This is a genomic window from Prosthecomicrobium pneumaticum, from assembly GCF_014199915.1.
Classification (GTDB): domain Bacteria; phylum Pseudomonadota; class Alphaproteobacteria; order Rhizobiales; family Kaistiaceae; genus Prosthecomicrobium; species Prosthecomicrobium pneumaticum.
In genome coordinates, this window is the sequence record NZ_JACHOO010000002.1 from 95562 (window position 1) to 119111 (window position 23550).

Genomic DNA, 23550 nt, shown 5'->3' on the forward strand with positions numbered 1-23550 from the left:
CGCGTGCCCACCGTCCCGCCATGACAGAGTTCGTCGAGGAGTTCACTGCGGGAATCGAGCGCGAAACCCATTTCACCGACATCCGCGACCTCGTCGAGATGTGGCACACCCATGCCGTGAACGGTCCGCCCTCGCCGGAGCGTTTCGGGCATCTCCTCGCGCAGCCGATCGGCGAGCGGCTCGTTATCGTCGATCTGGAGGCGAACCTCGTCCGCTATCGGCATTGCGGTCGGCTCGCCGCCAGCCTGCTCGGCTTCGACCCCCTCCATCGCGCCGAGCGCGCGAGTGCCGCCGAGGTCGAAGCGGAGGCGGCCCGGCGCTTCCGCGTGGCCATTGATGCGGGTGTTCCGGTGCTGCAGCTCGATGCCGGCCTCGGCTTCGGCCGGGTCGAATGGCTGACGCTGCCGCTCGCCGAGGGTCCGACGCGGAGCGTGCTCTCCTATCTGCGGTCGCGCGAGGAGTTCGCCGATCTGTTTCGGGCCGCACTGAATGCGAGCCTCGATTCCGCGAGCGCACTGGCGGCGATACGGGATTCATCCGGGGCGATCGTCGACTTCCGCTTCCTCGCGGTCAATCTCGAAGGTGCGCGCCGGCTCGGCGAAACCCGCGAAACCCTTCTCGGCCGTCTCGTTTCCGAACGCGCACCCTATATCCTCGAGCCGCACATCTTCGAACGCTATGTCGAGGCGGTGGAAACCGGGCGGCCGATCGCCTTCGAGGTGCAGTTCGAGCACAACGGCATCCAGTCCGACCGGGCGATCAAGGCGATGCCCTTTCGCGACGGTATCGTGATCGTCGGGACCGATATCGGGCCGCTGCGCAAGAGCGCCCGTGCGCTCGAAGAGCAGCGCAACGCGGTCGTCGAGGCGAGCGCCCTGCTCGCCCAGCGCGCCGCGGACCTCACCGCGCTCAATCTCTCGCTCGAACGCACCACCGCGGAACTGCGCGACAAGATCCGCCGCAACGCCGCGCTCGAAAGTGAACTGAAGCGCCGCGCCGAGGAGGATGGGCTGACCGGCCTCGCCAACCGGCAGGAGTTCGAACAGCGCTGTGCGGCCAAGCTCGACGAGGCCGCGGCCCATGGCCGCCGCGCCGCGCTCGCCATGATCGATCTCGACCACTTCAAGGACGTCAACGATACGGTGGGCCATTCCGCCGGCGACGCCGTCCTCGTCGAGACGGCCCGGCGGCTCCGTGCCGCGGTCGGACCGGAAGACCTCGTCGGCCGAATCGGCGGCGACGAGTTCGCCGTCCTCTTCGCCCACGCTGCCGAGGTCGACGATGCGGTCGCGCTGGTCGAACGGCTGCTCGTGCAGCTCGCGGAGCCGCACGTCATCGCCGGCCAGAGCGTGCCGATGGGGGGCAGCGCAGGCATCGCGATCTTCCCCGACCACGCTCGATCGAACGGCGACCTGTTCTCGCGGGCCGACATGGCGCTCTACATGAGCAAGCGCAGCGGCCGGCAATGCGTCACCCTGTTCACACCAAAGCTGCGCGACGAAACCGAGCAGCGGATCGCCGTGCAGAAGCGCTTCGGCCTCGCGCTCAAGGCGGGGGAGATCGTCCCGTATTACCAGCCGCTGCTGGAGATCCACACGGCGCGGCTGACCGGCTTCGAGGCGCTCGCCCGCTGGGACGACCCGGTGAGCGGCATGCTGACCCCGGCCCGATTCGTCGCCGCGCTCGAGGACCCGGCCCTCGGCCAGGCGCTCACCGAGACGATGGTGGCGCGCGTGCTCGCCGACCTCGCGCGATGGCGCGACACGCCCGTGCCCCGGCGGGTCGGGATCAACATCACCGCCGGTGATCTGCGCCGCGCCGGCTTCGTGCAGCAGATCCTCGGCGGGCTGGCCAGCTATGCGCTGAGCGGCGCGGAACTGGTGATCGAGGTGACCGAGGGTGTCATGCTGTCGCGCTCCGCCGACCGGCTGGTCGAGCCGCTCGAAACGCTGCGCCGCAACGGCGTCAAGATCGCGCTCGACGATTTCGGCACCGGCTATGCCTCGCTCAGCCACCTGATGAGCATGACGGTCGACTCGATCAAGATCGACAAGAGTTTCGTGGCCGATCTCGGCTGCGACCCGAAGGCAGGCGCCATCGTCGAGGCACTGGTGCGTCTCGCGCAGACGCTCGGCCTGAAGACGATTGCAGAGGGTGTCGAAACGCGGGAGCAGTTGCAGATGCTCTCCGCGCTCGGCTGCGATGTGGCGCAGGGCTATCTCATCGCCCCGCCCATGCCGGCCTCCGAAGTGCCGGACTTCGTCCGCGCCTTCGACGCGCAGCGGCCCGAACGGTTCAGGCGCCGGCGGCGGCAATCACCCTGAGGCGCGGATGCCGCGCCCCGTTCGGCCATGGCGCTCACCGAGCGCGGTGTCTTCGTTACGCGCGGCTGCGGAGGTCTCTCTGCAAGATGCGGGCGTGTTCGTAATGGTCGGCGAGCTTCGGCATCGCTTCCTCCGCGAAGGCAAGGAGGGCCGGTTCGCGGCCCTCGCCGGCATGGTCGGCGAGCAGCGTGAGGAGCTTCAGGTGCTCGGCAATGACGAGGCGGATGAAGGCAGCCTCGAAATCGGTGGCCTCGCGAAGCGCAGCGAGGCGAGCCCGCTCGACATCGCGCAACGGCCGGCCGGGGCGCGTGAGACCCGTGCTGGCCAGAACCGCCTCCAGCCGGTTGCCGACATCCGTATGTCCCTCGACGAGGGCGTTCGCGAAGCCGCGGAGATCTTCGCGCGTCGTCCGTTCCGCCGCGAGCCGCGCCGCCTCGACGATCGTCGCGTTGATGCGGCCCGCCCGGCGGACGAAGCGACCCTCGCGGGTATCCGGCGGCCGCGACGGCCGCATGGTGGAAACGCCGAGGCCGATCAGCCCGAGGCCGAGGAGGAGTCTTCCGAATGCCATGTCGATTCCCGCTGCCGATGTGTCTGCGAGGAGAATCGGATGGAGGGACTTTCGTTCCGGCGGCGCGGCTCAGCTCGACCGCGCCGCGGCAGCCGAGAGCGCCGCTTCGAGTTCCGCGGGCGTGAAGGGCTTGCGCAGCCGTGCCGACTGCCGCCACGGCTCATCGACCCCGGCGGCATCGTAACCGGTCGAGAAGATCAGCGGTACGCCGACTTCGGAAAGCGTTGCCGCAAAGCCGAAGCTGCGCTGCCCCGCGACATTCACGTCGAGAATGGCGAGATCGACGGAGTCCGGCGCTGTCGCGAGATACTCGCGGGCCTTGTCGATCGAGTGGAAGGGGCCTACGACGCGGCATTCGAGGTCCGCGAGCATATCTTCGAGCATCATGGCGACGAGAATCTCGTCCTCCACCACCATCACCCGCAAGCCGGCCGGGATCGGGCGAACATTCGTCATGACACCTCCGCGCGGCCGCGGGCCGCAGACGCCGCGAGACGCAGCGCAGCTATGTATAACGCCTTCTTCATTCCGAGGTTCCAGCCGCGCGGCAGCCTTTTCGACGGCATCGTCGGGCCGCGCCGAGGCGTGACGCTCGGGCGGGACCCGCGATGACGCGACGCTCGGCACTCGTTGCAACCAATCAGCTCGGGGTGATCGGCGGTTCCGAAGTAGTGGCGCTCGAATGGACGAAGCTCCTGCAGGCGTTCGGCTTCGAGGTCGAGGTCTTCGCGAACTGGCTCGGCGAGCCGATGCGGAGCCTCTTCAGGACGAAGACCGGTGTCGAGCCGACGACCGAGCCAGGCGCGGTGCGTCCCTTCCGCCATGATCTCGTCTATGCTCAGCACCAGACATTGCCGCTCTTCGATTATGCGCCGGCGGCAGACGACAGGACGGCGACCCGCATCATTCTCGGGCGGCTGTCGCGACGCCACTATCTCGAAAGCGGCGGGTGGGCGACCGACCGGCTTCTGGCCGATCTCGTACTCGCCAATTCGGCCCTGACGGAAGAACACCTCACCGCCCTGGGCATGCCGGTGCCGATCCTGAACTTCCGCAATGGAGCTCCGCCGGATTTCTTCCACCCCTTCGCCGCGAAGCCGAAGCGACCCCAGAACATTCTCGTGGTGTCGAACCACGCAGAGCCGACGCTGGTGGAAGCGGCCGGCTGGCTGCGCCGGCTGGCTCGTGTGCGCTGGGTGGGTCGCAAGCGGGGAAAGGCGATGCTCGTCGAACCCGAGATGATCCGCGCCCAGGATCTCGTGATCGGCATCGGAAAGACGGTCCAATACGCCCTCACCGCGCGCATTCCGGTGTTCGTCTACGATCATTTCGGTGGTCCCGGCTATCTGCGGCCCGGCAATATCGAGGCGGCCGAGCGCTTCAGCTTCAGCGGCCGGTGCTGCGAGCGGAGGCGCGACGGGCGGACGCTCGCCGAGGAGATCATGGGCGACTACCGCTCCGGCGTGGCGTTCGCCCGCTCCGTCCCGGACTCCTGGCTGGCGCGCTTCGATCTGAAAGGCGTCGTCGAGACCGCGATCGGAGGTCCGGCGGGCGACAACATCGTGCGTCGGGCGCGGCTCGCCGCCGACCCGATGTTCGGCCAGGAGGTGCTTCTCGCGCACTATGTCCGAGAAGAGTACCGCGAAAAACTCGAATCGAGGGGCTCCCTCGTCTCCCGAACCTGGCGGCGGCTCCGGACGAGACTTGCGGGCGGGTACGGCGGAAGCTGACGGTCGCCTCCCCGGAAGCGACGCGGGACCGGAAGGCCGCCGGCTCAGCCTTCCTCCTCCGTGCCGGTCGTCACCGTGACGGCTACGGGATCGCTCGCCGGAAAGCTCTCCTCGAGCGCCTCCTCGAGCTTTTCGTCGAGGTGTTCCTGGCGGTTCTCGTCGAGCGTCCGGTCCTTGCGGTGGATCTCGGCCAACGCTTCGGTCTCGGCGTCGTGCGCGGCAGGGTCTGGCGTCTTCTGCGTCGTCATCGGACCTTCTCCTCGGGCGCGCGGCGGCAGGGCAGGAACAAACCTCGCACGCCGCCATTCTCGCCGAGAATGGAGCGCCGAATGGGAAAGATCGAGGACTTCTTCTCCGACTTCGCCACGCGCGTGGCGACCTTCGCCGGGCGGCCCTATACCTTCGTCCTGTCCGTCGCCGGCATCGCGGTGTGGGCGATGCTCGGACCGGCCTTCGGCTTCTCCGAAGGCTGGCAGCTCGTCGTGAACACGGTGACGACGATCGTCACCTTCCTGATGGTCTTTCTCATCCAGTGCAGCCAGAATCGCGACGGCGCGGCGCTCCAGGCGAAGCTCGACGAACTGATCCGCGTCTCGGGCGCCCAGAACCGCTTCATCGGCATCGACCATCTGTCGCAGCGCGAGGTCGACCGCCTGCGCCAGATCTGCGAGGCGCGGGCGCACGGACGGGCGATGGACCTTTTCGGCGAGGACCGCGAGGAACTCGCCGAAGCGACGGCCGCCGCCGAGCGCGCCAAGCGGGAGAACGTCACGGTGAAGGCCGCCGAGGCGATTTGATCCGGCGCCCGTGGTGCCAGCCGACAAGGCGCGCCGCCGGATCCGCATCCGACGCCGCGAACCGGCTGCCCAAGCGGTGGAGGAAGGACCCGCCTCAGGCGTCCTGTCCGGTCCCGCTCGGCTCCTCCGGCGCCCCGGCCCGGGGACCGCGCCGGCCTTCACCCTGATCGGTGAGGCCCGGGAACTCGCCCTGGTTCTCGAACGCCTCCCCTGGCTCGACCGGCGGCTCGGCGCCGGCTTCGCGCGGCAGGAGCGTGTCGCCGATCGATTGCTCGATCGCCCGCTCCTCGCGTTCCATCGCATGCGCGTCGTCCGCTACGGGCTTGATCAGGCCACTCGCGCCGTCCGCGCTGACCGTCGTCGCATCCTTTGCCATCGGTCGATCCTCGTCCGTTGACCGGCCCCCTGGACAAACCGGTTGAGCCGACCGGTGTTCCCGCGCCGCGAAGGGCGGCGCATTTCTGGCCGAGGCACGGCATCCGGGATTAAGGCCCCTTCGAGGGCAGTTCTCCCGCATTCCCGAGGCCGCGGCGCCTCGCACCGTCGGGCCCCGCGCGGTCGGCCGCTCGGCGCCGACCGATTGTACGCGGCGCGCCGGCCCTCTTGAAAGGAGCAAGGGTCACCTCCATCTAGGGTTCACTCAGCCGGACAATCGGGCTTCGGAAGCGCGCGACGTCACCGCCGCGCTCCGCTGGCGAGCGGGTCAGGACGGATGTACTCCGGCCCGCTCTTCCCCGGCCGTGTGACGTGCGGTCTTCGCCGTCCGCTGAGTGATCGATCGCCCGGGCCCGTAGCCGACGGGCTGCGCCCTTCTCCCTCGGCGCGGCCCTCGCCGGAGCCCGGGCTTTCTTTTTTCTGCTGCACCTTCCCTCGACCATCGCGCACGACAATGGCGGCGTCCGGCATGCTCGCGGCGTGAGGCTGCGCCCCTCAATGGAAATCCCGCGAGTTCGGCAGGATGCGCACGTCGCGCGGGTGGCGGGCGGAGGGGCGGCGGTCGGGTTGGGGGCGGGCGACCTCGTCGGCACGGGCGAGCGGCGGATCGAGCGCCAGATCCTCCGACAACAGGCCGAGATCGGCCGTGCGGTCGACCAGACGCTCGGCGACGAGATGGACGACGCCCTCGGCGCTCCTCTGGATCCGCCCCTCGATCAGGATCAGCCGCGACGCCATCACCTCGCGCCGGAAGCGCTGCATCACCTTCGGCCAGATCACGGCATTGGCGACGCCCGTCTCGTCGGCGAAGGTCATGAAGACGACGCCCTTGGCGCTGCCCGGCCGCTGCCGCACCAGGACGACGCCGGCCGCCTTCATCCGCATCCCGTCCCGCGCCGCCCGCACCGCCGCGCAGGAGACCGCCCCCTCTGCTGCGAAACGGGCGCGCAGGAACTGCATCGGATGGCCCTTGAGCGACAGCCGCGTCGTCCGGTAATCCGCCACCACCTCCTCGCTCGCCGGCATCGACGGCAGGGCCGCACCCGCCTCCGCGCCGAGTTCGGCCGCATCGGCGAAGGCGAAGAGCGGCAGCGGCCTGTCGTTCGGCAGCCGCCGCACCGCCCAGATCGCCGCCCGCCTTTCGAGCCCGAGCGCGCCGAAGGCGTCCGCCTCGGCGAGCTTGACGAGCGCCGCCTTGGGCAGCCGCGTCGCACGGGCGAAATGCTCGATCGATCGGAAGGGGCACGCCGCCGGCGTTCTCGCCCCGTCCTCGGCCGCCATCTCTTCCCCGGTCGCGAGCGCCGCCCGCGCCGTTTCGATCGCGCGGGCCCAGTCCTCGCGGAACCCGTCGATCTGGCGGAAGCCGAGCCGCAGGGCGAGCGCCTCCGCCTCGCCTTCGAGCGTGTTGTCCCAGCCGCTGCGGCCGATATCGGCGGGCTGCACGGCGACGCCGTGCTCGCGCGCGTCGCGAACGATCTCGGCCGGGGCATAGAAGCCCATAGGCTGCGAGTTCAGCAGCGCGCAGGCGAACACCGCCGGGTGGAAGCACTTGATCCAGGCCGAGACATAGACGAGCCGGGCGAAGCTCGCGGCATGGCTCTCGGGGAAGCCGTAGGAGCCGAAGCCCTCGATCTGCTTGAAGCAGCGCTCGGCGAAATCGCGCGGATAGCCGCGCGCCGTCATTCCCCCGATCAGCTTGTCGCGGAATTCGCCGATCGTGCCGAGATTGCGGAACGTCGCCATCGAGCGGCGCAGCCGGTTCGCCTCGACCTCGGAAAAGCCCGCCGCCTCGATCGCGATGCGCATCGCCTGCTCCTGAAAGAGTGGCACGCCGAGCGTCTTCTCGAGCACGCGCTTCAATTCGTCGGGATCGTGCGGCGGGTCGGGGCGCGGATACTCGACCTTCTCCTGGCCCGAACGCCGCTTCAGATAGGGGTGGACCATGTCGCCCTGGATCGGACCGGGCCGGACGATCGCCACCTCGATGACGAGATCGTAGAAGCGGCGCGGCTTCAGGCGCGGCAGCATGTTCATCTGCGCCCGGCTCTCGACCTGGAACACGCCGAGCGAATCCCCCCGGCAGAGCATGTCGTAGACCGCCTTCTCCTCCCAGGGGATGGTGGCGAGCTCCCAGCGCCGGCCGCCGTGCCTTTCGATCAGATCGAAGGCCTTGCGGATGCAGGTGAGCATGCCGAGCGCCAGCACGTCGACCTTCATCATTTTCAGCTCGTCGAGATCGTCCTTGTCCCATTCGATGAAGGTGCGGTTCTCCATCGCCGCCGGACCGATCGGCACGCATTCGTCGAGCCGGCCGCGGGTGAGCACGAAGCCGCCGACATGCTGGGAGAGATGGCGGGGAAAGCCGAGCAGCTGCTCGGCGAGCGTGGTGGCGCGGCGGATGGAGGGGTTGTCCGGATCGAGGCCGGCCTTGCGGATGTGCTCGTCCGGGATCTCGTCGCCCCAGCTGCCCCAGATCGTGCCGGCGAGCGCGGCGGTGACGTCCTCGGTGAGGCCGAGCACCTTGCCGACCTCGCGGATGGCACTGCGCGGCCGATAGCAGATCACGGTGGCGGCGATCGCCGCCCGGTCGCGGCCATAACGCCCGAAGACATACTGGATCACCTCCTCGCGCCGCTCGTGCTCGAAATCGACATCGATGTCGGGCGGCTCGTTGCGCTCCTCGGAGATGAAGCGGGAGAAGAGGAGATTGCCCTCCTTGGGGTCGACCGAAGTGATGCCGAGCACGAAGCAGACCGAGGAATTCGCGGCCGAGCCGCGGCCCTGGCACAGAATGCCCCGCTCCCGCGCGAAGCGGACGATGTCGTAGACGGTGAGGAAATAGGCGGCGTAATCGAGCCGGGCGATGGTCGCCAGTTCGGTTTCGATCGTCGTCGCGACGGCCGCCGGCACCCCGTCCGGATAGCGCTGCTGCGCCCCTTCCCAGGTCAGCGCCTCGAGATGGCCCTGCGCCGTGCGGCCGGGCGGCACCGGCTCGTCGGGATAGTCGTAGCGTATGTCCTCCATGCGGAAGCGGATGCGGTCGGCGAAGCGCACCGTCTCGGCGACCGCATCCGGCCGGTCGCGGAACAGCCGCGCCATCTCGGCCGCCGGCTTCAGATGCCGCTCGGCATTCGCCTCCAGCCTGCGGCCGGCGGTATCGAGCGTCACCTTCTCGCGGATGCAGGAGACGACGTCCTGCAGCGGCCGCCGCTCCGGCGCATGATAGAGCGCGTCATTGGTGGCGATGAGCGGCACGCCGGCCCGCTCCGCCAGCCGGCCGAGCCGGGCGAGCCGCCGGCGGTCGGCGCCCGCATAGCCCATCGCGGCGGCGAGCCAGACCTGGCCCGGCGCGGCCGCGGCGAGACGATCGAGCACCCGTTCCGCCGCCTCCGGCCGGGCCGGCGGCACGACGATCAGCGACAGCCCCTCGCACCAGGCGAGCAGGTCGGCGAACTCGAGATGGCAGGCCGCCTTCTGCCCGGTCTTCATATTGCCGAGCGTCAGCAGCCGGGTCAGCCTTCCATAGGCGTCGCGATCCTGCGGATAGGCGACGATGTCGGGCGTGCCGTCGGAGAACACCAGCCGGCTGCCGACGAGGAGCTTCGGCTTCCACGCGGGAAAATTCCGGTGGCCATAGGCGATCATCGCCTGGACGACGCCGGCGAGCGTGTTGCGGTCGGCGATGCCGATCGCATGGAGCTGCAGAAAGGCCGCCTGCAGCACCATCTCGCCGGGCCGCGAGGCCCCCCGGAGAAAGGAATAGTTGGAGGCCGCGACGAGTTCGGCAAAAGCGGGCGCGCTTGCGAGGACCATGCAACCTCGCTATTTATATACACACGGCCAAGGGGGAAGCGCCGTGGAGCGAGACAGCAGGAGGCTGATCCGCAGGCTCGAGAAGGCCGGATGGGTTCTCGAGCGGGTCAGTGGCGACCACCATACCTTCAAGCATCCGGAGCGTGAGAAGCTGATCACGATCCCTCATCCGCGCAAGGATCTGTCCATCGGAATTGTCCGCAGCACCTATCGGGCGGCCGGCTGGGACACGTAGAAGAACAGGCTCTCCCTATGACGCGGCAATACCTCGCCATCATCGACAAGGATCCCGAGAGTGCTTTCGGTGTCCGGTTTCCGGATGTGGAAGGATGCTTCTCGGCGGGCGACACGCTCGAGGAAGCGACCCACAACGCCGTCCTCGCCTTGCGTCAGCATATCGAGACGCTTGAAAGCCTCGGTTGGGAGGTTCCCCTTCCACGCCCCTACGAATCCGTCGTCCGGACGGAAGAGGTGCGCGAAGCCCTTGCCGAAGGCTCGTTCCTGATCTCCGTCCCCCTCCTCTCCGACGAGGGGCGCACGGTGCGCATCAATGTGTCGCTCGATCGCGGCCTGCTCACCCAGATCGACGACGCCGCGGCGGCGCGCGGGCTGACGCGCTCCGCCTTCCTCGCCCAGGCGGCACGCGAGAAGATCGCCGGCGGACCGGTCTGACCGTCCGGCCCGGGTCGCCGCCGGCTGCCTCCGGACACGAGACGATCCGCGGGGACGGAAACCGGCGTTCCATCCCCCCTGGCCGATCTGCCGGCGGAACTCTTGGCGGGTCTGTTGCCCGCCGCTCATCCGAACAGGCCCTGGACATACCAGCGCGGCGCCGCCGTCTCGCGGCCGTAGATGCCGTCGCGATAGAGCCAGAAGCGGCGGCCGTCCTGATCCTCGACGCGGAAATAGTCGCGCGTCGGCAGCCCCTCGGTGCTGCGCCACCATTCCATGGCGATGCGCTCCGGGCCCTCGGCCCGCATCACCCGGTGGACGGCGCGGCGCCAGACGAAGCGCACCGGCGGGCCGTCCGGTACCTCGGCGATCGCCTCGACCGGCTCCGGCCGCGAAAACAGCCTGAGCGGCCGGCGCGGCGGCTCGCCCGGCTCGGCTGCGGTCGGCCAGCCGGGTGCGGCGGCGCTCCGCTGCGCCGGGGCGAGGCGTTCGGAGGCTTCCGGCACATGGCTGTCCTGCGGCAGGAAGCGCAGCACGCGGCGCGGCCCGAGCCGGGCGGCGAGCCGATCGGCGAGCGCGGCGACATCGCCCTCCTCCTGTTCGCGGCCGTCGAAGGTCGCGGGGGCCGGATCGAGCGGGTCGGCGCGCAGCGCGGCGAGCCGGATCAGGTCGAAGCCGAAGCCCGGATCGAGCGGGTCGGCGAGCGCTTCGAGCCGTTCGCGGAACAGCCGGTCGAGAAGGGCGGGATCGCGCGTCGGCCGGCCGGTCTCGACCGCGAGGCGGCGGACGGCGCCGTCGGCCCGGAAGAAGCTCGCCTCGACGCGCCGCGCCCCCTCGGCGCGCCGCTCCATCATGCCGGCGAGCGTCGCGGCGAGACCGGCGAGCGTATCGCGGATGATGTCCTCGGTCGCCACCGGCTCGGCGAAACGGCGCTCGGCGGTATAATCGGGCACCGGCAGGCGCGGCGTGATCGGACGCTCGCCACGGCCGAGCGCCTCGTCGAGCCGGGCGAGCAGCCCGGCGCCGAAACGGGCGGCGAGTTCGTGCCGGGTCCGCTCCGCCACCGCGCCGATCGTCTTCAGCCCGGCGCGCGACAGGCCGCCGGCGGTCTCCGCATCGAGGCCGAGCGCGCCGACCGGCAGGCCGGCCACGGCCTCGGCCTCGCGTCCGGGGGCGGCGATCGTGCCGTCGGCGAAGGCGGCGAGCGCGCGGGCCGCGGCCGCGGTGCCGGCGAGCGCCGCCTGGACATGAAAGCCTTGCGCCGTGAGTCCTGCGCGGACCCGGTCGAGCAGCGGCCGCTCGCCGCCGGCGAGATGCGCCGCGCCGGTGACGTCGAGGAGAAGGCCGGACGGCGGATCGAGCGCGACGAGCGGGGTGAAGCGGTCGCACCAATCGGCGATCCGCTCGAGGAGCGCCGCATCGGCGGCCGGATCGGCCTCGACCACGGCGAGCACGGGATGGATGGCGCGCGCCGAGGCGAGCGCCATGCGGCGCGCCAGGCCCGCCGCCGTTGCGCGCTCGTCGAGCGCGACGATGCGCAGCGCATTGTCGATCCTGGCGACGGCGACGAGCGGGGCGTCAGCCGGCTGCCCGGCGGGCGAGCCCTTCCGCCGCACCCGGTCGATCGAGAGCAGCGGCAGGCGCAACGCGAGGATGCGCCGGCCGGCCGAGGGGGCGAGGCTCGCGAAAGAGGCGGTCATCGGCGTTCCACTCCATGATCCAGGCGCCGGTCGCTCCGCGGCGGTTGCGGACCAGCTCCGCCGCGAAGACCGGCCGGCCGAAGGCTTCGCCGGGCGGCGAAGGCGCCGCGGCGACGACCCAGCGCGTTTCGGCCGCGCTCGGCTCGGGCGCCGCCGCGACCCGCAGCAGGAGCGCCGGCACCTCGGCCTTGGCCGCGGCGAGCGCCAGCCGGCGGGTCGCGGAAAGGTCGAGAAGCTTCGGCGCCCCCCAGGGCTCGATCACCACCGCGCCGAGCGCGGCACAGGCGAGCCCCTCCCCCGCCGCCTTCAGCGCGGCCACGGCGTCCGGGGTGCGGACGAAGAGCAGCCGTTCCGGCGCGAGGCCGATCGCGGCGAGGCCGTTGCCGGAGAGGTCGCCCCCCTCGACCGCGACGAAATCCTGGCCGATCCACAGCACCGTCCGCTCTCCCGAGAGACGCTGCGTCAGGCCGGCGGCGAAGGCGGTCGCCGTCGCGGCATCGGCGGGGGTGCGCGAAAACACCTCGTGCAGCGCCCCCCGGACGAGGCCGCCGCCGAGCAGGCCATCGACCCGACCGTCGCCGAGCGGAACCGGCGCGCCGGCCGCCGCCGTCTCGACGAGGGGCCCCCTCTCGATCCGGCCGATCGCCTGCCGCAGCGCGGCGAGTGTGGTTGGTCCGGCGCACATCGTTCTCGTGTTTGTTCCTGTTATGTTCTAGTATGATCGGCGCCGGGACCGAGTCAAGGCGGCGCCGAGGCCCGTCAACAGGCGGCACAGACTGTATGGACATTGTAAATACGGAGCCTATCTTCGGGCTTCTCCCCTGGAGCGCGCCATGACGAAGCCCTCGCCTCAGAAGCCCCCCCGAAGCGCAGCGCGCAGGGCCGCGACGATCAATCTGCGCCTGCCCGAGACGGTGAAGGCCCTGATCGACGCCGCCGCGGAGGCGAGCGGAAAGAGCCGGACCGAATTCGTTCTCGACAGCGCACAGAGCCGGGCGATCGACGTTCTGCTCGACCGGCGCTTGATGATGCTCGACGGGGCGCAATGGGACGCCTTCCAGAACGCCCTCGACGATCCCCCCGCCCCCGCCCCGCGTCTCGAACGGCTGATGCGAGAAAAGGCGCCTTGGGACAGGTGAGCCATGGCCACGGAGGAAACCGGGCCCGGACGACCGACGCCCCTCCTGCCGACCCACGACAGTTCGGCTTTTTCCTGCGGCCATCCGAGCCTCGACGACTGGCTGAAGACGAGCGCGCTGCGCTCCGAGGGACGGACTTCGCGCACCTATGTCGTCTGCGAAGGCAACATCGTGGTCGGCTATTACGCCCTCGCCACCGGGGCGGTCGCCCATCTCGGCGCCCCCGGCCGGCTGCGCCGCAACGCGCCCGATCCCGTGCCGGTCGTGCTGATCGGCCGCCTCGCCGTCAGCCGGTCCCATGCCGGCCGCGGCATCGGCGCCGGCCTGCTGCGCGACGCGCTTCTGCGTACCCTCGAAGTCGGCCGCACGGTCGGCTGCCGCGCCGTGCTCGTCCACCCGATCGATGCCGATGCGGGCCGCTTCTATGCGCGGTTCGGCTTCCTTCCCTTCCCCGCCGGCCCGGACACCCTGTTCCTGCCGCTCGAAACCGTGGAGGCCGCTCTCGGCTGAGCGGCTTTTCTCCTGTTTTACCCCCGACTTGAACAAACAGCGAACAAGAACTGAGCCTGACATTCGCATCTCATCGCCTCGCGTGCATTGCGACCAGCCGCGCACGCCCAACGGAGAGCGGCCCCTTTCCCCGCATCGGACCAGAGAATATAGCTGAACGCTATGGAGCCGGGGCTGTGAAGCAGGTCGTCTATTCCAAGGCTGCCCTTCATGTCCTGCAAAGGGATGCCTCGGAATATAGCGGAGCGCATTCGCGCCAAGGTGGAGCAATATGCACGGGACCCGCAGTCGCTCGGAACAATGTCCGGGCCTTGCAAGGGGAGTCCGGCCATCTCCGGCTCCGCGTCGGCGACTGGCGCATCATCTTCACAGAGGATGGCCGCGTCGTCGCCATCATCCGCATATCGCCGCGCGGCTCGGCCTATGAGTGACCCGTCATGACCGTTCAGATCATCATCTCTCCCGCCGGCGAGCGTCTCGTCGTCATCCCGGAAGGGGAATATGAGCGCCTCGTCGAGGCCGCCGAGGATCTGGCGGACCTTCGGGCGGTAAGAGAATTCGAAAAGCGCCTCGCGGCCGGCGACGAGGAACTCGTTTCCTCGGAAACGGTCGATCGTCTCCTCCGAGGCGAGAACAGGATCCGCGTCTGGCGCGAGAGCCGCGGCCTTGCCGCCGGAGCGCTCGCCAAGGCGGCCGGCATCACCCAAGCCTATCTCTCGCAGCTCGAGGCCGGCAAGCGGGACGGCAGCGTCGACGTCCTGAAGCGGATCGCCCTCGCTCTACGCCTCTCCCTCGGCGACATCGCCTGAAACTTTTGCTCCCGTCGCCCTTGAAGGAAACGAAAGGGGAACAATAATAGGAAGCCGACCTCCGCATGGCTTCCCATGGACCTCCGCCGCAAGCTCGAAATCCTCGCCGACGCCGCCAAATACGATGCCTCCTGCGCCTCGAGCGGGACGGAGAAGCGGGATTCCCGCAAGGGCGGCATCGGCTCCACCGAAGGCATGGGCATCTGCCATTCCTATGCGCCGGACGGCCGTTGCATCTCGCTGCTCAAGGTGCTGCTCACCAATGCCTGCGCCTATGACTGCCTCTATTGCGTCAACCGTGCCTCGTCGAACGTGCCGCGCGCCCGCTTCACGGTCGAAGAGGTCGTCGGGCTGACGCTCGATTTCTACCGCCGCAACTACATCGAGGGCCTGTTCCTCTCCTCCGGCATCATCCGCAGCGCCGACTATACGATGGGCGAACTGGTCCGCGTCGCTCGTACGCTGCGGCGCGAGCACGGCTTCCGCGGCTATATCCATCTGAAGACCATTCCCGAGGCCGACCCGGCGCTGATCGAGGAGGCCGGGCTCCATGCCGACCGGCTGTCGATCAATGTCGAACTGCCCGTCGAGACGAGCCTCAGGACCTTCGCGCCCGAGAAGAGCGGCGCCGTCATCCGCCGTTCGATGGCGCGGCTGCGGCTGAAGCTCGACGCCGCGGCCGAGGAGAAGCCCGGCCGTCATCGCCCGCCCCGCTTCGCCCCGGCCGGCCAGAGCACGCAGATGATCGTCGGCGCCGACGGCACCAACGACCGCACCCTCCTCGATGCCGCCGCCGGCCTCTATGGCAGCTACCGGTTGAAGCGGGTCTATTACTCGGCCTTCAGCCCGATCCCCGATGCCTCGCGCGCGCTGCCGCCGGCCGCGCCGCCGCTCGAGCGCGAACACCGGCTCTATCAGGCCGACTGGCTGCTCCGCTTCTACGGCTTCACGGTCGAGGAGATCGCCGGCGCGGGCGACGGCATGCTGCCGCTCGACATCGACCCCAAGCTCGCCTGGGCGCTGCGCAACCGCGACCGCTTCCCCGTCGATCTCAACCGCGCCGATCGCGAATTGCTGCTGCGCGTGCCCGGGCTCGGCAAGAAGGCGGTCGACAGCATCCTCGCCGCACGCCGCAGCCGCACCATCCGCTTCGACGATCTCGCCCGACTGCGCGTGCCGCTGAAGAAGGCGGCGCCCTTCATCCTCCTTTCCGACCATCGGCCGGCGGCGCATCTGCTCGAGTCCGAGACGCTCAGGGCACGCCTCGCGCCGCCGCCGGCGCAGCTTTCCTTCGGCTTTCCCTGATGCGCCGCGTAGGGCTCGCCGGCGAGACCGATTTCGCCGGCTGGCGGAAGGCGGCGCGCGCGCTCGCCCTCGCCGGCGTGCCGGCCGAGGCGGTGAGCTGGGAGGTGGCGGGCGGCGCGGCCGGCCTCTTCGGCGGAGACGAGGAAGCCCTCCCGGCGAAGGCGGAGGCGCCGGCCTTCACGGTGCCGCGCGCCTTCATGGAACTCGCCGAAAGCGCCATCCTGCACCGCGATCCGGAGCGTTTCGCGCTTCTCTATGCGCTGCTCCTGCGCGTGCTGGCCGAGCCGGGCCTCGTCGGCGTCGCGGTCGATCCGCTCGTCGCCCGCATCCGGGCCTTCGAGAAGGCGGTGCGGCGCGACATCCACAAGACGCACGCCTTCGTCCGCTTCCGCCGCATCGGGACCGAGCCGGGCGAGCGCTTCGTCGCCTGGTTCGAGCCGTCGCACCATACGCTCGAAGCCTCCGCCCCCTTCTTCGTGCGGCGCTTCGCGGCGATGCACTGGTCGATCCTGACGCCCGAGCGAAGCGCCCATTGGGACGGCGAGACGCTCCGTTTCGGCCCCGGAGCGGACCGCGCTGCCGCCCCGTCCGACGATGCGCTCGAAGAACTGTGGCGGCGCTATTACGCGGCGATCTTCAATCCCGCCCGGCTCAAGGTGGCGGCGATGCGGGCCGAGATGCCGAAGAAATATTGGCGGAACCTGCCCGAGGCGCCGCTCATTCTCCCGCTGATCGCCGACGCGCAGCGAAGGACCGGCGCCATGATCGCCCATGCCGAGACCGAGCCGAAGCCGAACCGCATGCGGGCCGCGAAGCCGCGCGACGCCGCGCAGGAAGCGGGGCTCGCCGAGACCGAGCTCGCCGCCGTCCGCCGCGATGCGGCAGGCTGCGAAGCCTGCCCGCTCTATCGGAACGCCACCCAGACGGTGTTCGGCGAGGGTCCGGAGACGGCGGAGATCCTGTTCGTCGGCGAGCAGCCGGGCGACAAGGAGGATCTCGCCGGCCGGCCCTTTGTCGGACCGGCCGGCCAGCTCTTCGACCGCGCCCTCGCCGAAGCGGGCATCGACCGGGCGAAGGTCTACGTCACCAATGCGGTCAAGCATTTCAAATTCGAGCCGCGCGGCAAGATCCGGCTGCACATGAAGCCGAACGGCGCCGAGATCGCCGCCTGCCGGCCGTGGTACGAGAAGGAGAAGGCGCTCGTCCGACCGAAGCTCGTCGTCGCCATGGGCGCGACCGCCGCCCAGGCGGTGTTCGGCAGGGCGATGCCGGTCGGCCGCAATCGCGGCCGCGTCGTGCCGCTCGACGCGGAAGCGCAGGCCTATCTGACCGTCCACCCCTCCTATCTGCTGCGGCTGCCCGATGCCGATGCCAAGGCGCGGGAATACGAGCGCTTCGTCGCCGAATTGAAGGAGATCGCCGATCTCCTGCCGGCGGCGCGCCGCAGCGCGGCCTGAGGCGGCCGATGCGCGCCGATCATCCCGTCCCCGCCGGCGGCGGCGCGCTGCCGGCCGTCGCCTATGTCAGCGACGCTCTGCCCGGCATCAGGCGCCGGCGCGTCGGTCGCGGCTTCGCCTATTACGACGCCGAGGGCCGGCTGATCCGCGATGCCGCCGAGATCCGTCGCATCCGCGCCCTCGCCATTCCGCCGGCCTGGACGGAGGTGTGGATCTGCCCGAGCGCCGACGGCCATATCCAGGCGACGGGCCGCGACGCCCGCGGCCGCAAGCAATATCGCTATCATGCGCGCTTCCGCGAGAGCCGCGACAGCAACAAATACGCCCATATCCTCGATTTCGCCGCCGCCCTGCCCGCCTTGCGCGCCCGGGTGAAGACGGCGATGAGCGCGCGCGGGCTCGGCCGCGACAAGGTGATCGCCACCGTCGTGCACCTTCTCGACACCACGCTGGTGCGCGTCGGCAACCGCGATTATGCCCGCGCCAACAAGAGCTTCGGGCTGACCACACTGCGCAGCCGCCACGTCGCGGTGGAAGGCTCGACGCTGCGCTTCGATTTCAAGGGCAAGAGCGGCAAGATCTGGCGGCTGAAACTGTGGGATCGCCGCGTCGCCAACATCGTCCGGGCCTGCCAGGATCTGCCGGGGCAGGACCTCTTCCGCTATCTCGACGAGGAAGGCGCACCGCACAGCGTCACCTCGGGCGATGTCAACGCCTGGCTGCGCGAGGCGACCGGCGCGGAGATCACCGCCAAGGATTTTCGCACCTGGGCGGGCACGGTGCTCGCCTGCATGGCTTTCGCCGAACTGTCCGCCGAGGCGGAGCACAAGCCGACCAGGAAGAACCTCGCCCGCGCCATCGCCGCGGTGGCGGCGAAGCTCGGCAACACGCCGGCGATCTGCCGCAAATGCTATGTCCATCCGGAAGTGATGGAGGCCTATCTCGGCGGCACGCCGCCCTTCACGCTCGAGGCGATCGCCGCGGCGGTGGACGGCGACCTGCCACCCGAGGAGGCGGCCGCCCTCGCCTTCCTGAAGAAGCGGCTGCGACGCACGGCGACCAGCCGCCGCGCGGCCGCATAGCGCCCGCCGGGTCCGGGCGCGTCGGGGTCCGTCAGCCGCCTGCAACGGCGACCGGACGCCCTTCCCGCACCGAACGGAGCGCCGCATCGGCGAGCGCCAGCGCCTTCAGCCCGTCCTCGCCCGAGGGCGACACCTTCGCCCCTTCCGAGACCGCGGCGATGAAGGCGGCGATCTCGTTGCGATAGGCCGCGGTGTAGCGCGTCATGAAGAAATCGAGCAGCGGCTCGCGGCGATAGCCGTCGCCATTCGCCACCTCGACATTCGTCGCGCGGACATTGTCGGCCGAGACGAGGCCTTTCGAGCCGTGCACCTCGATGCGCTGGTCATAGCCATAGGTGGCGCGGCGCGAATTGGAGATCGTCGCGATCCGCCCGCTCGCGGTGGTCAGCACGAGGCTGGCGCTGTCGTAATCGCCGAGCGCCCCGATCGCCGCATCGACGAGGACCGAGGCGGCGGCATAGACGGTCACCGGCTCCTCGCCGAGGAGGAAGCGCGCCATGTCGAAATCATGGATCGTCATGTCGCGGAACAGCCCGCCCGAGCGGCGGATGTATTCGGCCGGCGGCGGTCCGGGATCGCGCGAGACGATCGACACCATCTCGACCGCGCCGATCGCCCCGGCGTCGATCTGCCGGCGCACCTCGATGAAGTTCGGATCGAACCGACGGTTGAAGCCGACCATCAGCACGGCGCCCTCCGCCTCGACCACCGCGAGGCAGCGCTTCACCCGCTCGATGTCGAGATCGATCGGCTTCTCGCAGAAGATCGCCTTCTTCGCCCGCGCCGCCCGCTCGATCATCGTCGCGTGGAGGTCGGTCGGCGTGGTGATCAGCACGCCGTCGATGTCGTCGGCGTCCATGATCGCGTCGACGCTGCGCACCGCGGCACCGGCCTGCGCGGCGAGCGCCTCGGCCGCCGCCGGCACCGCATCGGCGACGGCGACGAGGGTGGCGCCCGGCGTCGCGGCGATCGCGCCGGCATGGACCTTGCCGATCCGCCCGGCGCCCAGAAGACCCAGTCTCAAGCTCATCTTTGCTCCCCCGATTGCGGCTCAGACCATGCCGTCGAGATCGTCGGACAGGGATTGCAGTTCCTTGTCGCCGGCCATCAGATTCTGCAAGGCGTCGATCGTGATCTCGGATTTCCGATAGGTGCCGAGCGTCTTGCCGCGGTTGAGCACGGTGAAGGCGTTGCCGACCGCATAGGCATGGCGGACATTGTGCGTGATGAAGATGACGCCGAGGCCGCGATGGCGCACCTGGCTCACATATTTCAGCACCATCGAGGTCTGGGCGACGCCGAGCGCCGAGGTCGGCTCGTCGAGGATCAGCACCTTGGCGCCGAAATAGACCGCCCGGGCGATCGCGACGCACTGCCGCTCGCCGCCGGACAGCGTGCCGACCGCCTGGCGCGGATCGCGGATGTCGATGCCGATCCGCTTCATCTCCTCGCGCGCCACCCGGTCGGCGAAGCCCATATCCATGAAGGAGAGCGGCCCGACGCGGCGGATCGGCTCGCGCCCCATGAAGAAATTCCGCGTGATCGACATCAGCGGGATCATCGCGAGATCCTGGAACACCGTCGCGATGCCGGCATCGAGCGCGTCGCGCGGCGTCGAGAAGGCGACCGGCCGGCCCTCGACGAGGAAGTCGCCGCTCGTCGGCTTATGGACGCCCGACAGCGTCTTGATGAGGGTCGACTTGCCGGCGCCGTTGTCGCCGAGCAGGCAGAGCACCTCGCCCGCCCGCACCGTCAGCGACACGCCGGCGAGCGCGACCACCGGACCGAAATGCTTGACGAGATCGCGCACCTCGATCAGCGGCCGGCCCGGCTCGGGGCGGACGGCGGCATCGGGCGTTGAGGCGATGGCGGCCGACATGACGTCCCTCCTCAGCGCTCGCCGGTGACCCGGCGGCGGACCACATTGTTGAAGAGCACGGCGGTCAGGAGCATCAGGCCGAGGAAGACGAGGAACCAGTCGTTCGGCGCGCCGGTGAAGAGAATGCCCATCTGCACGACGCCGAAGATCAGCGCCCCGAACACCGCACCCACCACCGAGCCATAGCCCCCCGTCAGCAGGCAGCCGCCGATCACCGCGGCGATGATCGCCTCGAACTCCTTGAGCAGACCGCGGTCGGCGGCGGCGGAGCCGAACTCCATCACCTGGCAGGTGGCATAGACGGTGGCGCAGAAGGCGGTCGTCATGAAGAGGCCGATCTTCACCCGGCCGACCGGCACGCCGACATTCCTCGCCGCGTTCGCATCGCCGCCCGAGGCGAAGATCCAGTTGCCGAGCCGGGTGCGCGACAGCACGACATGGCCGATCAGCGCGAGGCCGGCCGCCCACAGCACGACGGCGGGAATGCCCTTCACCGCCGGATCGCCGTTCGGCAGCGTCGCGATGACACCCGTCTCGGCGAGCCAGACGAAGAGCCCGGAGAAGGCCTTGCCGGCGAACAGCGCCTGAACCCATGTGCCGTCCGCGAAATTGCGCACGCCGCTGACGATCGTCCGGTTGGCGAAGAGGATCGACAGCGCGATCGTCATGCCGCGCAGGATATAGAGCGAGGCGAGCGTGACGATGAAGGAGGGCAGTCTTGTGCGCACCACGATCAGGCCGTTGAGGAAGCCGATCGCGAGCGCCCCGACGAAGGCGAAGAGCACGCTCAGTTCGATCGGCACGCCGAAATAGACGGTCGGGATGGCGATCATCATGCCGGCGAAGCCGATCATCGAACCGACCGACAGATCGAACTCGCCGCCGATCATCAGGAGCGCCGCGCCGGTCGCGATGATGGTCAGCTGGCCGGCGACGGTCACCCAGTTGAGCACGCCGTCGGCGGCGAACATGCCGGTCCCGCCGGCGGTGACGCCGAAGAACAGGAAAACGAGGATCGCCCCCGCGATCGCGCCGAGCTCGGGCATCGCCATCAGCCGGCGCAGCGTCGACTGGCGCTTCAGCCGCTCGTCGCGGATCGCCGTCAGCACGGCCTCGCGGTCCGCCATCCCTCGTCCTCCCTCGAAGTCCCGATCTCTGCGCAGAAAAAAGCCCGCGCGCGGGGTCGCCGCGCGCGGGAGGGACCGGTCAGCGATATTCGCCGGCCAGCTTCTCGACGAGAGAGATGTTGTCCTTGGTGACGAAGCCCGGGCCGGTGTTGACATTGTTGGCCGGCATCACGCCGTAGCGGACATACTGGGTGAGGAACACCACCGGCAGATAGCCCTGCAGATAGGGCTGCTGGTCGATCGCCGCGTTGACGATGCCGTCCTTGATGCCGGCGGAGATGTCGGCCGACAGGTCGAAGGTGATGAAGTTGTATTTCGACGTCTCGCCGGTATCGCGCAGCAGCTTGATCGTCGGCTCGGCGGAATTCGGGCCGAGCGCGAGGATGCCGTTGGTGTCCGGATGCGTCGTCAGATAGGCCTTCACCTTGTTGTAGACCTGTGTCGGGTCCTGCGTCGAATCGATCATCTGGTCGCCCAGCTCGACGCCGAGGGCGTCGGCATAGCCGCGGCAGCGTTCGACCGAGGCGACATTGGTGATGTAGTGGTTGACGCAGAGGAACTTCGTCACACCCGCGGCCTTCGCCCGCTCGCCGGCGCCCTTGCCGGCGTCGTATTCCGGCTGGCCGATATGCATCATCGCGCCGAGCTTCTTCGATTCCTCGGCCGTGCCGGAATTCACGGTGACGACCGGAATGCCCTTGGCGATGGCGCCCTCGATCGCCGACTGCAGCACGTCGAAATCGGCGATCGTGGTGATGATGCCGGCGGGATTGGTGGCCGCCGCCTGCTCGATGATGCGCGCCATGTCGGCGATGTCGCCGGTCGCCGGGTTGCGATACTCGACCGAGGTCTTCGTATCGGCGGCCGCGTTCTTCAGCGCGTTCTTGATGACGTTCCACCAGGAATCGGTGTCGGGCGCATGGCTGACGAAGACGAAGCGTTCGCCCTCGGCATGGGCAACGGAGGCGGCGCCGAGCGCCACCGGCACCGCGACGGCCGCGGCGGACAGCAGTTTCACGAAGGACTTCAGCATTTTGGCTCCTCCCAGAGCGCGCTCCCACGGGGACGGTTGACCGGAATGTATCGGCCACCGTTTTCTTTATTGGAACAAGCATTCCGTCTTGCTCCGATCCAAGTCAAGCGTAAAATCGCCCCGCGCAACCGCATCGCCGCGGCCGGACCGGCCGGACGGGGCAAGGCGCGACGCAGCACGAGGACCCCTTGCCCGAACCCGCCCTTTCGCCGCCGGCCGATTTCGCGACGCTGCGCAGCACGCTGATCGCCCGCCACGAGCAGTTGCCGAAGCGGCTCGCCCAGGTCGCCGCCTTCGCCCTCGCCAATCCGGACGACATCGCCTTCGGCACCGCGGCGAGCGTCGCCGAGAAGGCGACGGTGCAGCCCTCGACGCTCGTCCGCTTCGCGCAGGCCTTCGGCTATCAGGGCTTTTCGGAGCTGCAGGCGGTGTTTCAGGACCGGCTGCGCGACCGCTTCTCGAACTACAATGCCCGGCTCTCGGCGCTCCGCGAGCACGCCGACGTCGCGAACGGCCGCTCGGCGCCGATCTTTTCGGGTTTCTGCGACGCGGTCGAGCGTTCGGTCGATTCGCTCCGCGAGCGGGTGCGCAGCGAGGATATCGACCGCGCCGTCGCGCTGCTGGCCGGTGCGGAGACGATCTACCTGATCGCGCAGCGCCGCTCCTATCCGGTCACCTCCTATATGAGCTACGCCTTCGGCAAGCTCGGGGTGAAATCGGTGCTCACCGGCTCGGCGCAGGGCACCGATCCCGAAACGCTCTCCTTCGCCACCCCGCGCGACGCGGCGATCGCCATCTCCTTCACCCCTTACGCCTCCGCCACACTCGCCCACGCCCAGCAGGCGGCCGAGCGCGGCGTGCCGCTCGTCGTCGTCACGGACAGCCCCTTCAGCCCCCTCGCCGGCCGGGCGAAAGTGTGGTTCGAGGTGGTCGAGGCCGATTATGAGGGCTTCCGCTCGCTCTCCGCGACGCTTGCACTCGCCATGACGCTGACCGTCGCCGTCGCCGAGGCCCGCCGCACAGAATGATCAAAATGTTCTACGTTGACGGATTTCCGGAATTTATGTTTCATTCGGCCTCGCATCCGCAGCCGTCCACCCGAGGCAGGCGCGTGGCGGAGCGGGCATGAGCGGGCCGGCGGACGCGCCCGTACGGAAGGACGGAGGC

24 protein-coding genes are annotated in these 23550 nt (G+C 69.5%); 13 read left to right on the top strand and 11 right to left on the bottom strand.

Annotated features, from left to right (window positions below; genetic code table 11):
- Positions 1-20 precede the first annotated feature (20 nt).
- The gene (locus tag GGQ63_RS04120; protein ID WP_183852866.1) at positions 21-2324 is read left to right on the top strand and encodes a putative bifunctional diguanylate cyclase/phosphodiesterase; all 2304 of its coding nucleotides are present in this window, start codon (positions 21-23) and stop codon (positions 2322-2324) included.
- Positions 2325-2379: 55 nt separating this feature from the next.
- Here the strand turns inward: GGQ63_RS04120 and GGQ63_RS04125 are convergent, their stop codons facing one another.
- Positions 2380-2895, bottom strand: coding sequence for a DUF4142 domain-containing protein (locus GGQ63_RS04125; RefSeq protein ID WP_183852868.1), 516 nt, complete (start codon positions 2893-2895; stop codon positions 2380-2382).
- Between the two features lie 69 nt (positions 2896-2964).
- Complete coding sequence (locus GGQ63_RS04130) at positions 2965-3351, bottom strand: response regulator (RefSeq protein ID WP_183852870.1); 387 nt, start codon at positions 3349-3351, stop codon at positions 2965-2967.
- 152 nt (positions 3352-3503) lie between these two features.
- Between GGQ63_RS04130 and GGQ63_RS04135 the strand changes: the two genes are divergently transcribed.
- Positions 3504-4625 (top strand): glycosyltransferase family protein, encoded by a 1122-nt coding sequence (locus tag GGQ63_RS04135; protein ID WP_183852872.1) that lies wholly within the window; start codon positions 3504-3506, stop codon positions 4623-4625.
- 44 nt (positions 4626-4669) lie between these two features.
- On the opposite strand, the gene GGQ63_RS04140 is transcribed toward GGQ63_RS04135, so the two are convergent.
- Positions 4670-4873: a hypothetical protein gene (locus tag GGQ63_RS04140; RefSeq protein ID WP_183852874.1), complete on the bottom strand. Its 204-nt coding sequence runs from the start codon at positions 4871-4873 to the stop codon at positions 4670-4672.
- 81 nt (positions 4874-4954) lie between these two features.
- Between GGQ63_RS04140 and GGQ63_RS04145 the strand changes: the two genes are divergently transcribed.
- Complete coding sequence (locus tag GGQ63_RS04145; protein ID WP_183852876.1) at positions 4955-5422, top strand: low affinity iron permease family protein; 468 nt, start codon at positions 4955-4957, stop codon at positions 5420-5422.
- A gap of 94 nt (positions 5423-5516) precedes the next feature.
- Here GGQ63_RS04145 and GGQ63_RS04150 read toward each other — a convergent pair whose 3' ends face one another.
- Positions 5517-5798, bottom strand: a complete 282-nt coding sequence (locus GGQ63_RS04150) for a hypothetical protein (RefSeq protein ID WP_183852878.1) — start codon at positions 5796-5798, stop codon at positions 5517-5519.
- 554 nt (positions 5799-6352) lie between these two features.
- Positions 6353-9670 carry an error-prone DNA polymerase gene (locus GGQ63_RS04155; RefSeq protein WP_183852880.1) on the bottom strand — a complete coding sequence of 1106 codons (3318 nt, stop codon included), beginning with the start codon at positions 9668-9670 and terminating at the stop codon, positions 6353-6355.
- Positions 9671-9713: 43 nt separating this feature from the next.
- Between GGQ63_RS04155 and GGQ63_RS04160 the strand changes: the two genes are divergently transcribed.
- Complete coding sequence (locus GGQ63_RS04160) at positions 9714-9905, top strand: type II toxin-antitoxin system HicA family toxin (protein ID WP_343061072.1); 192 nt, start codon at positions 9714-9716, stop codon at positions 9903-9905.
- 17 nt (positions 9906-9922) lie between these two features.
- Positions 9923-10342, top strand: a complete 420-nt coding sequence (locus GGQ63_RS04165) for a type II toxin-antitoxin system HicB family antitoxin (RefSeq protein ID WP_183852885.1) — start codon at positions 9923-9925, stop codon at positions 10340-10342.
- Between the two features lie 125 nt (positions 10343-10467).
- Here GGQ63_RS04165 and GGQ63_RS04170 read toward each other — a convergent pair whose 3' ends face one another.
- Together GGQ63_RS04170 and GGQ63_RS21945 are read right to left on the bottom strand one after the other, a co-directional pair.
- Entirely contained in the window at positions 10468-11958 is a 1491-nt protein-coding gene (locus GGQ63_RS04170; protein WP_343061100.1) for a Y-family DNA polymerase, read from the bottom strand.
- Positions 11921-12727, bottom strand: a complete 807-nt coding sequence (locus GGQ63_RS21945) for a DNA repair protein (RefSeq protein ID WP_246429614.1) — start codon at positions 12725-12727, stop codon at positions 11921-11923. Before GGQ63_RS21945 ends, GGQ63_RS04170 begins: the two co-directional genes overlap by 38 nt.
- Before the next feature lie 148 nt (positions 12728-12875).
- Between GGQ63_RS21945 and GGQ63_RS04175 the strand changes: the two genes are divergently transcribed.
- The 7 genes from GGQ63_RS04175 (at position 12876) to GGQ63_RS04205 (ending at position 18344) form a co-directional block, all read left to right on the top strand.
- Complete coding sequence (locus GGQ63_RS04175) at positions 12876-13181, top strand: type II toxin-antitoxin system TacA family antitoxin (RefSeq protein WP_183852889.1); 306 nt, start codon at positions 12876-12878, stop codon at positions 13179-13181.
- 3 nt (positions 13182-13184) lie between these two features.
- Positions 13185-13691: a GNAT family N-acetyltransferase gene (locus tag GGQ63_RS04180; protein WP_183852891.1), complete on the top strand. Its 507-nt coding sequence runs from the start codon at positions 13185-13187 to the stop codon at positions 13689-13691.
- A 176-nt stretch (positions 13692-13867) separates the two neighbouring features.
- The gene (locus GGQ63_RS04185) at positions 13868-14122 is read left to right on the top strand and encodes a type II toxin-antitoxin system RelE family toxin (protein ID WP_343061073.1); all 255 of its coding nucleotides are present in this window, start codon (positions 13868-13870) and stop codon (positions 14120-14122) included.
- 6 nt (positions 14123-14128) lie between these two features.
- Complete coding sequence (locus GGQ63_RS04190) at positions 14129-14500, top strand: helix-turn-helix domain-containing protein (protein WP_183852893.1); 372 nt, start codon at positions 14129-14131, stop codon at positions 14498-14500.
- Positions 14501-14575: 75 nt separating this feature from the next.
- Entirely contained in the window at positions 14576-15805 is a 1230-nt protein-coding gene (locus GGQ63_RS04195) for a putative DNA modification/repair radical SAM protein (RefSeq protein WP_183852895.1), read from the top strand.
- Complete coding sequence (locus tag GGQ63_RS04200; protein WP_183852897.1) at positions 15805-17262, top strand: UdgX family uracil-DNA binding protein; 1458 nt, start codon at positions 15805-15807, stop codon at positions 17260-17262. Before GGQ63_RS04195 ends, GGQ63_RS04200 begins: the two co-directional genes overlap by 1 nt.
- A gap of 8 nt (positions 17263-17270) precedes the next feature.
- Entirely contained in the window at positions 17271-18344 is a 1074-nt protein-coding gene (locus tag GGQ63_RS04205; protein WP_183852899.1) for a DNA topoisomerase IB, read from the top strand.
- Between the two features lie 31 nt (positions 18345-18375).
- On the opposite strand, the gene iolG is transcribed toward GGQ63_RS04205, so the two are convergent.
- The 4 genes from iolG to GGQ63_RS04225 all read right to left on the bottom strand — a co-directional run bounded on the left by iolG (position 18376) and on the right by GGQ63_RS04225 (position 22383).
- Positions 18376-19374, bottom strand: coding sequence for an inositol 2-dehydrogenase (gene iolG, locus GGQ63_RS04210; protein WP_183852902.1), 999 nt, complete (start codon positions 19372-19374; stop codon positions 18376-18378).
- Positions 19375-19395: 21 nt separating this feature from the next.
- Positions 19396-20223, bottom strand: coding sequence for an ATP-binding cassette domain-containing protein (locus tag GGQ63_RS04215; RefSeq protein WP_183852904.1), 828 nt, complete (start codon positions 20221-20223; stop codon positions 19396-19398).
- Positions 20224-20234: 11 nt separating this feature from the next.
- Complete coding sequence (locus GGQ63_RS04220; RefSeq protein ID WP_183852906.1) at positions 20235-21350, bottom strand: ABC transporter permease; 1116 nt, start codon at positions 21348-21350, stop codon at positions 20235-20237.
- Between the two features lie 79 nt (positions 21351-21429).
- Complete coding sequence (locus GGQ63_RS04225) at positions 21430-22383, bottom strand: sugar ABC transporter substrate-binding protein (RefSeq protein WP_183852908.1); 954 nt, start codon at positions 22381-22383, stop codon at positions 21430-21432.
- Between the two features lie 188 nt (positions 22384-22571).
- On the opposite strand from GGQ63_RS04225, the gene GGQ63_RS04230 reads away from it, so the two are divergent.
- Positions 22572-23411: a MurR/RpiR family transcriptional regulator gene (locus tag GGQ63_RS04230; RefSeq protein WP_183852910.1), complete on the top strand. Its 840-nt coding sequence runs from the start codon at positions 22572-22574 to the stop codon at positions 23409-23411.
- The last annotated feature ends 139 nt before the right edge of the window (positions 23412-23550 follow it).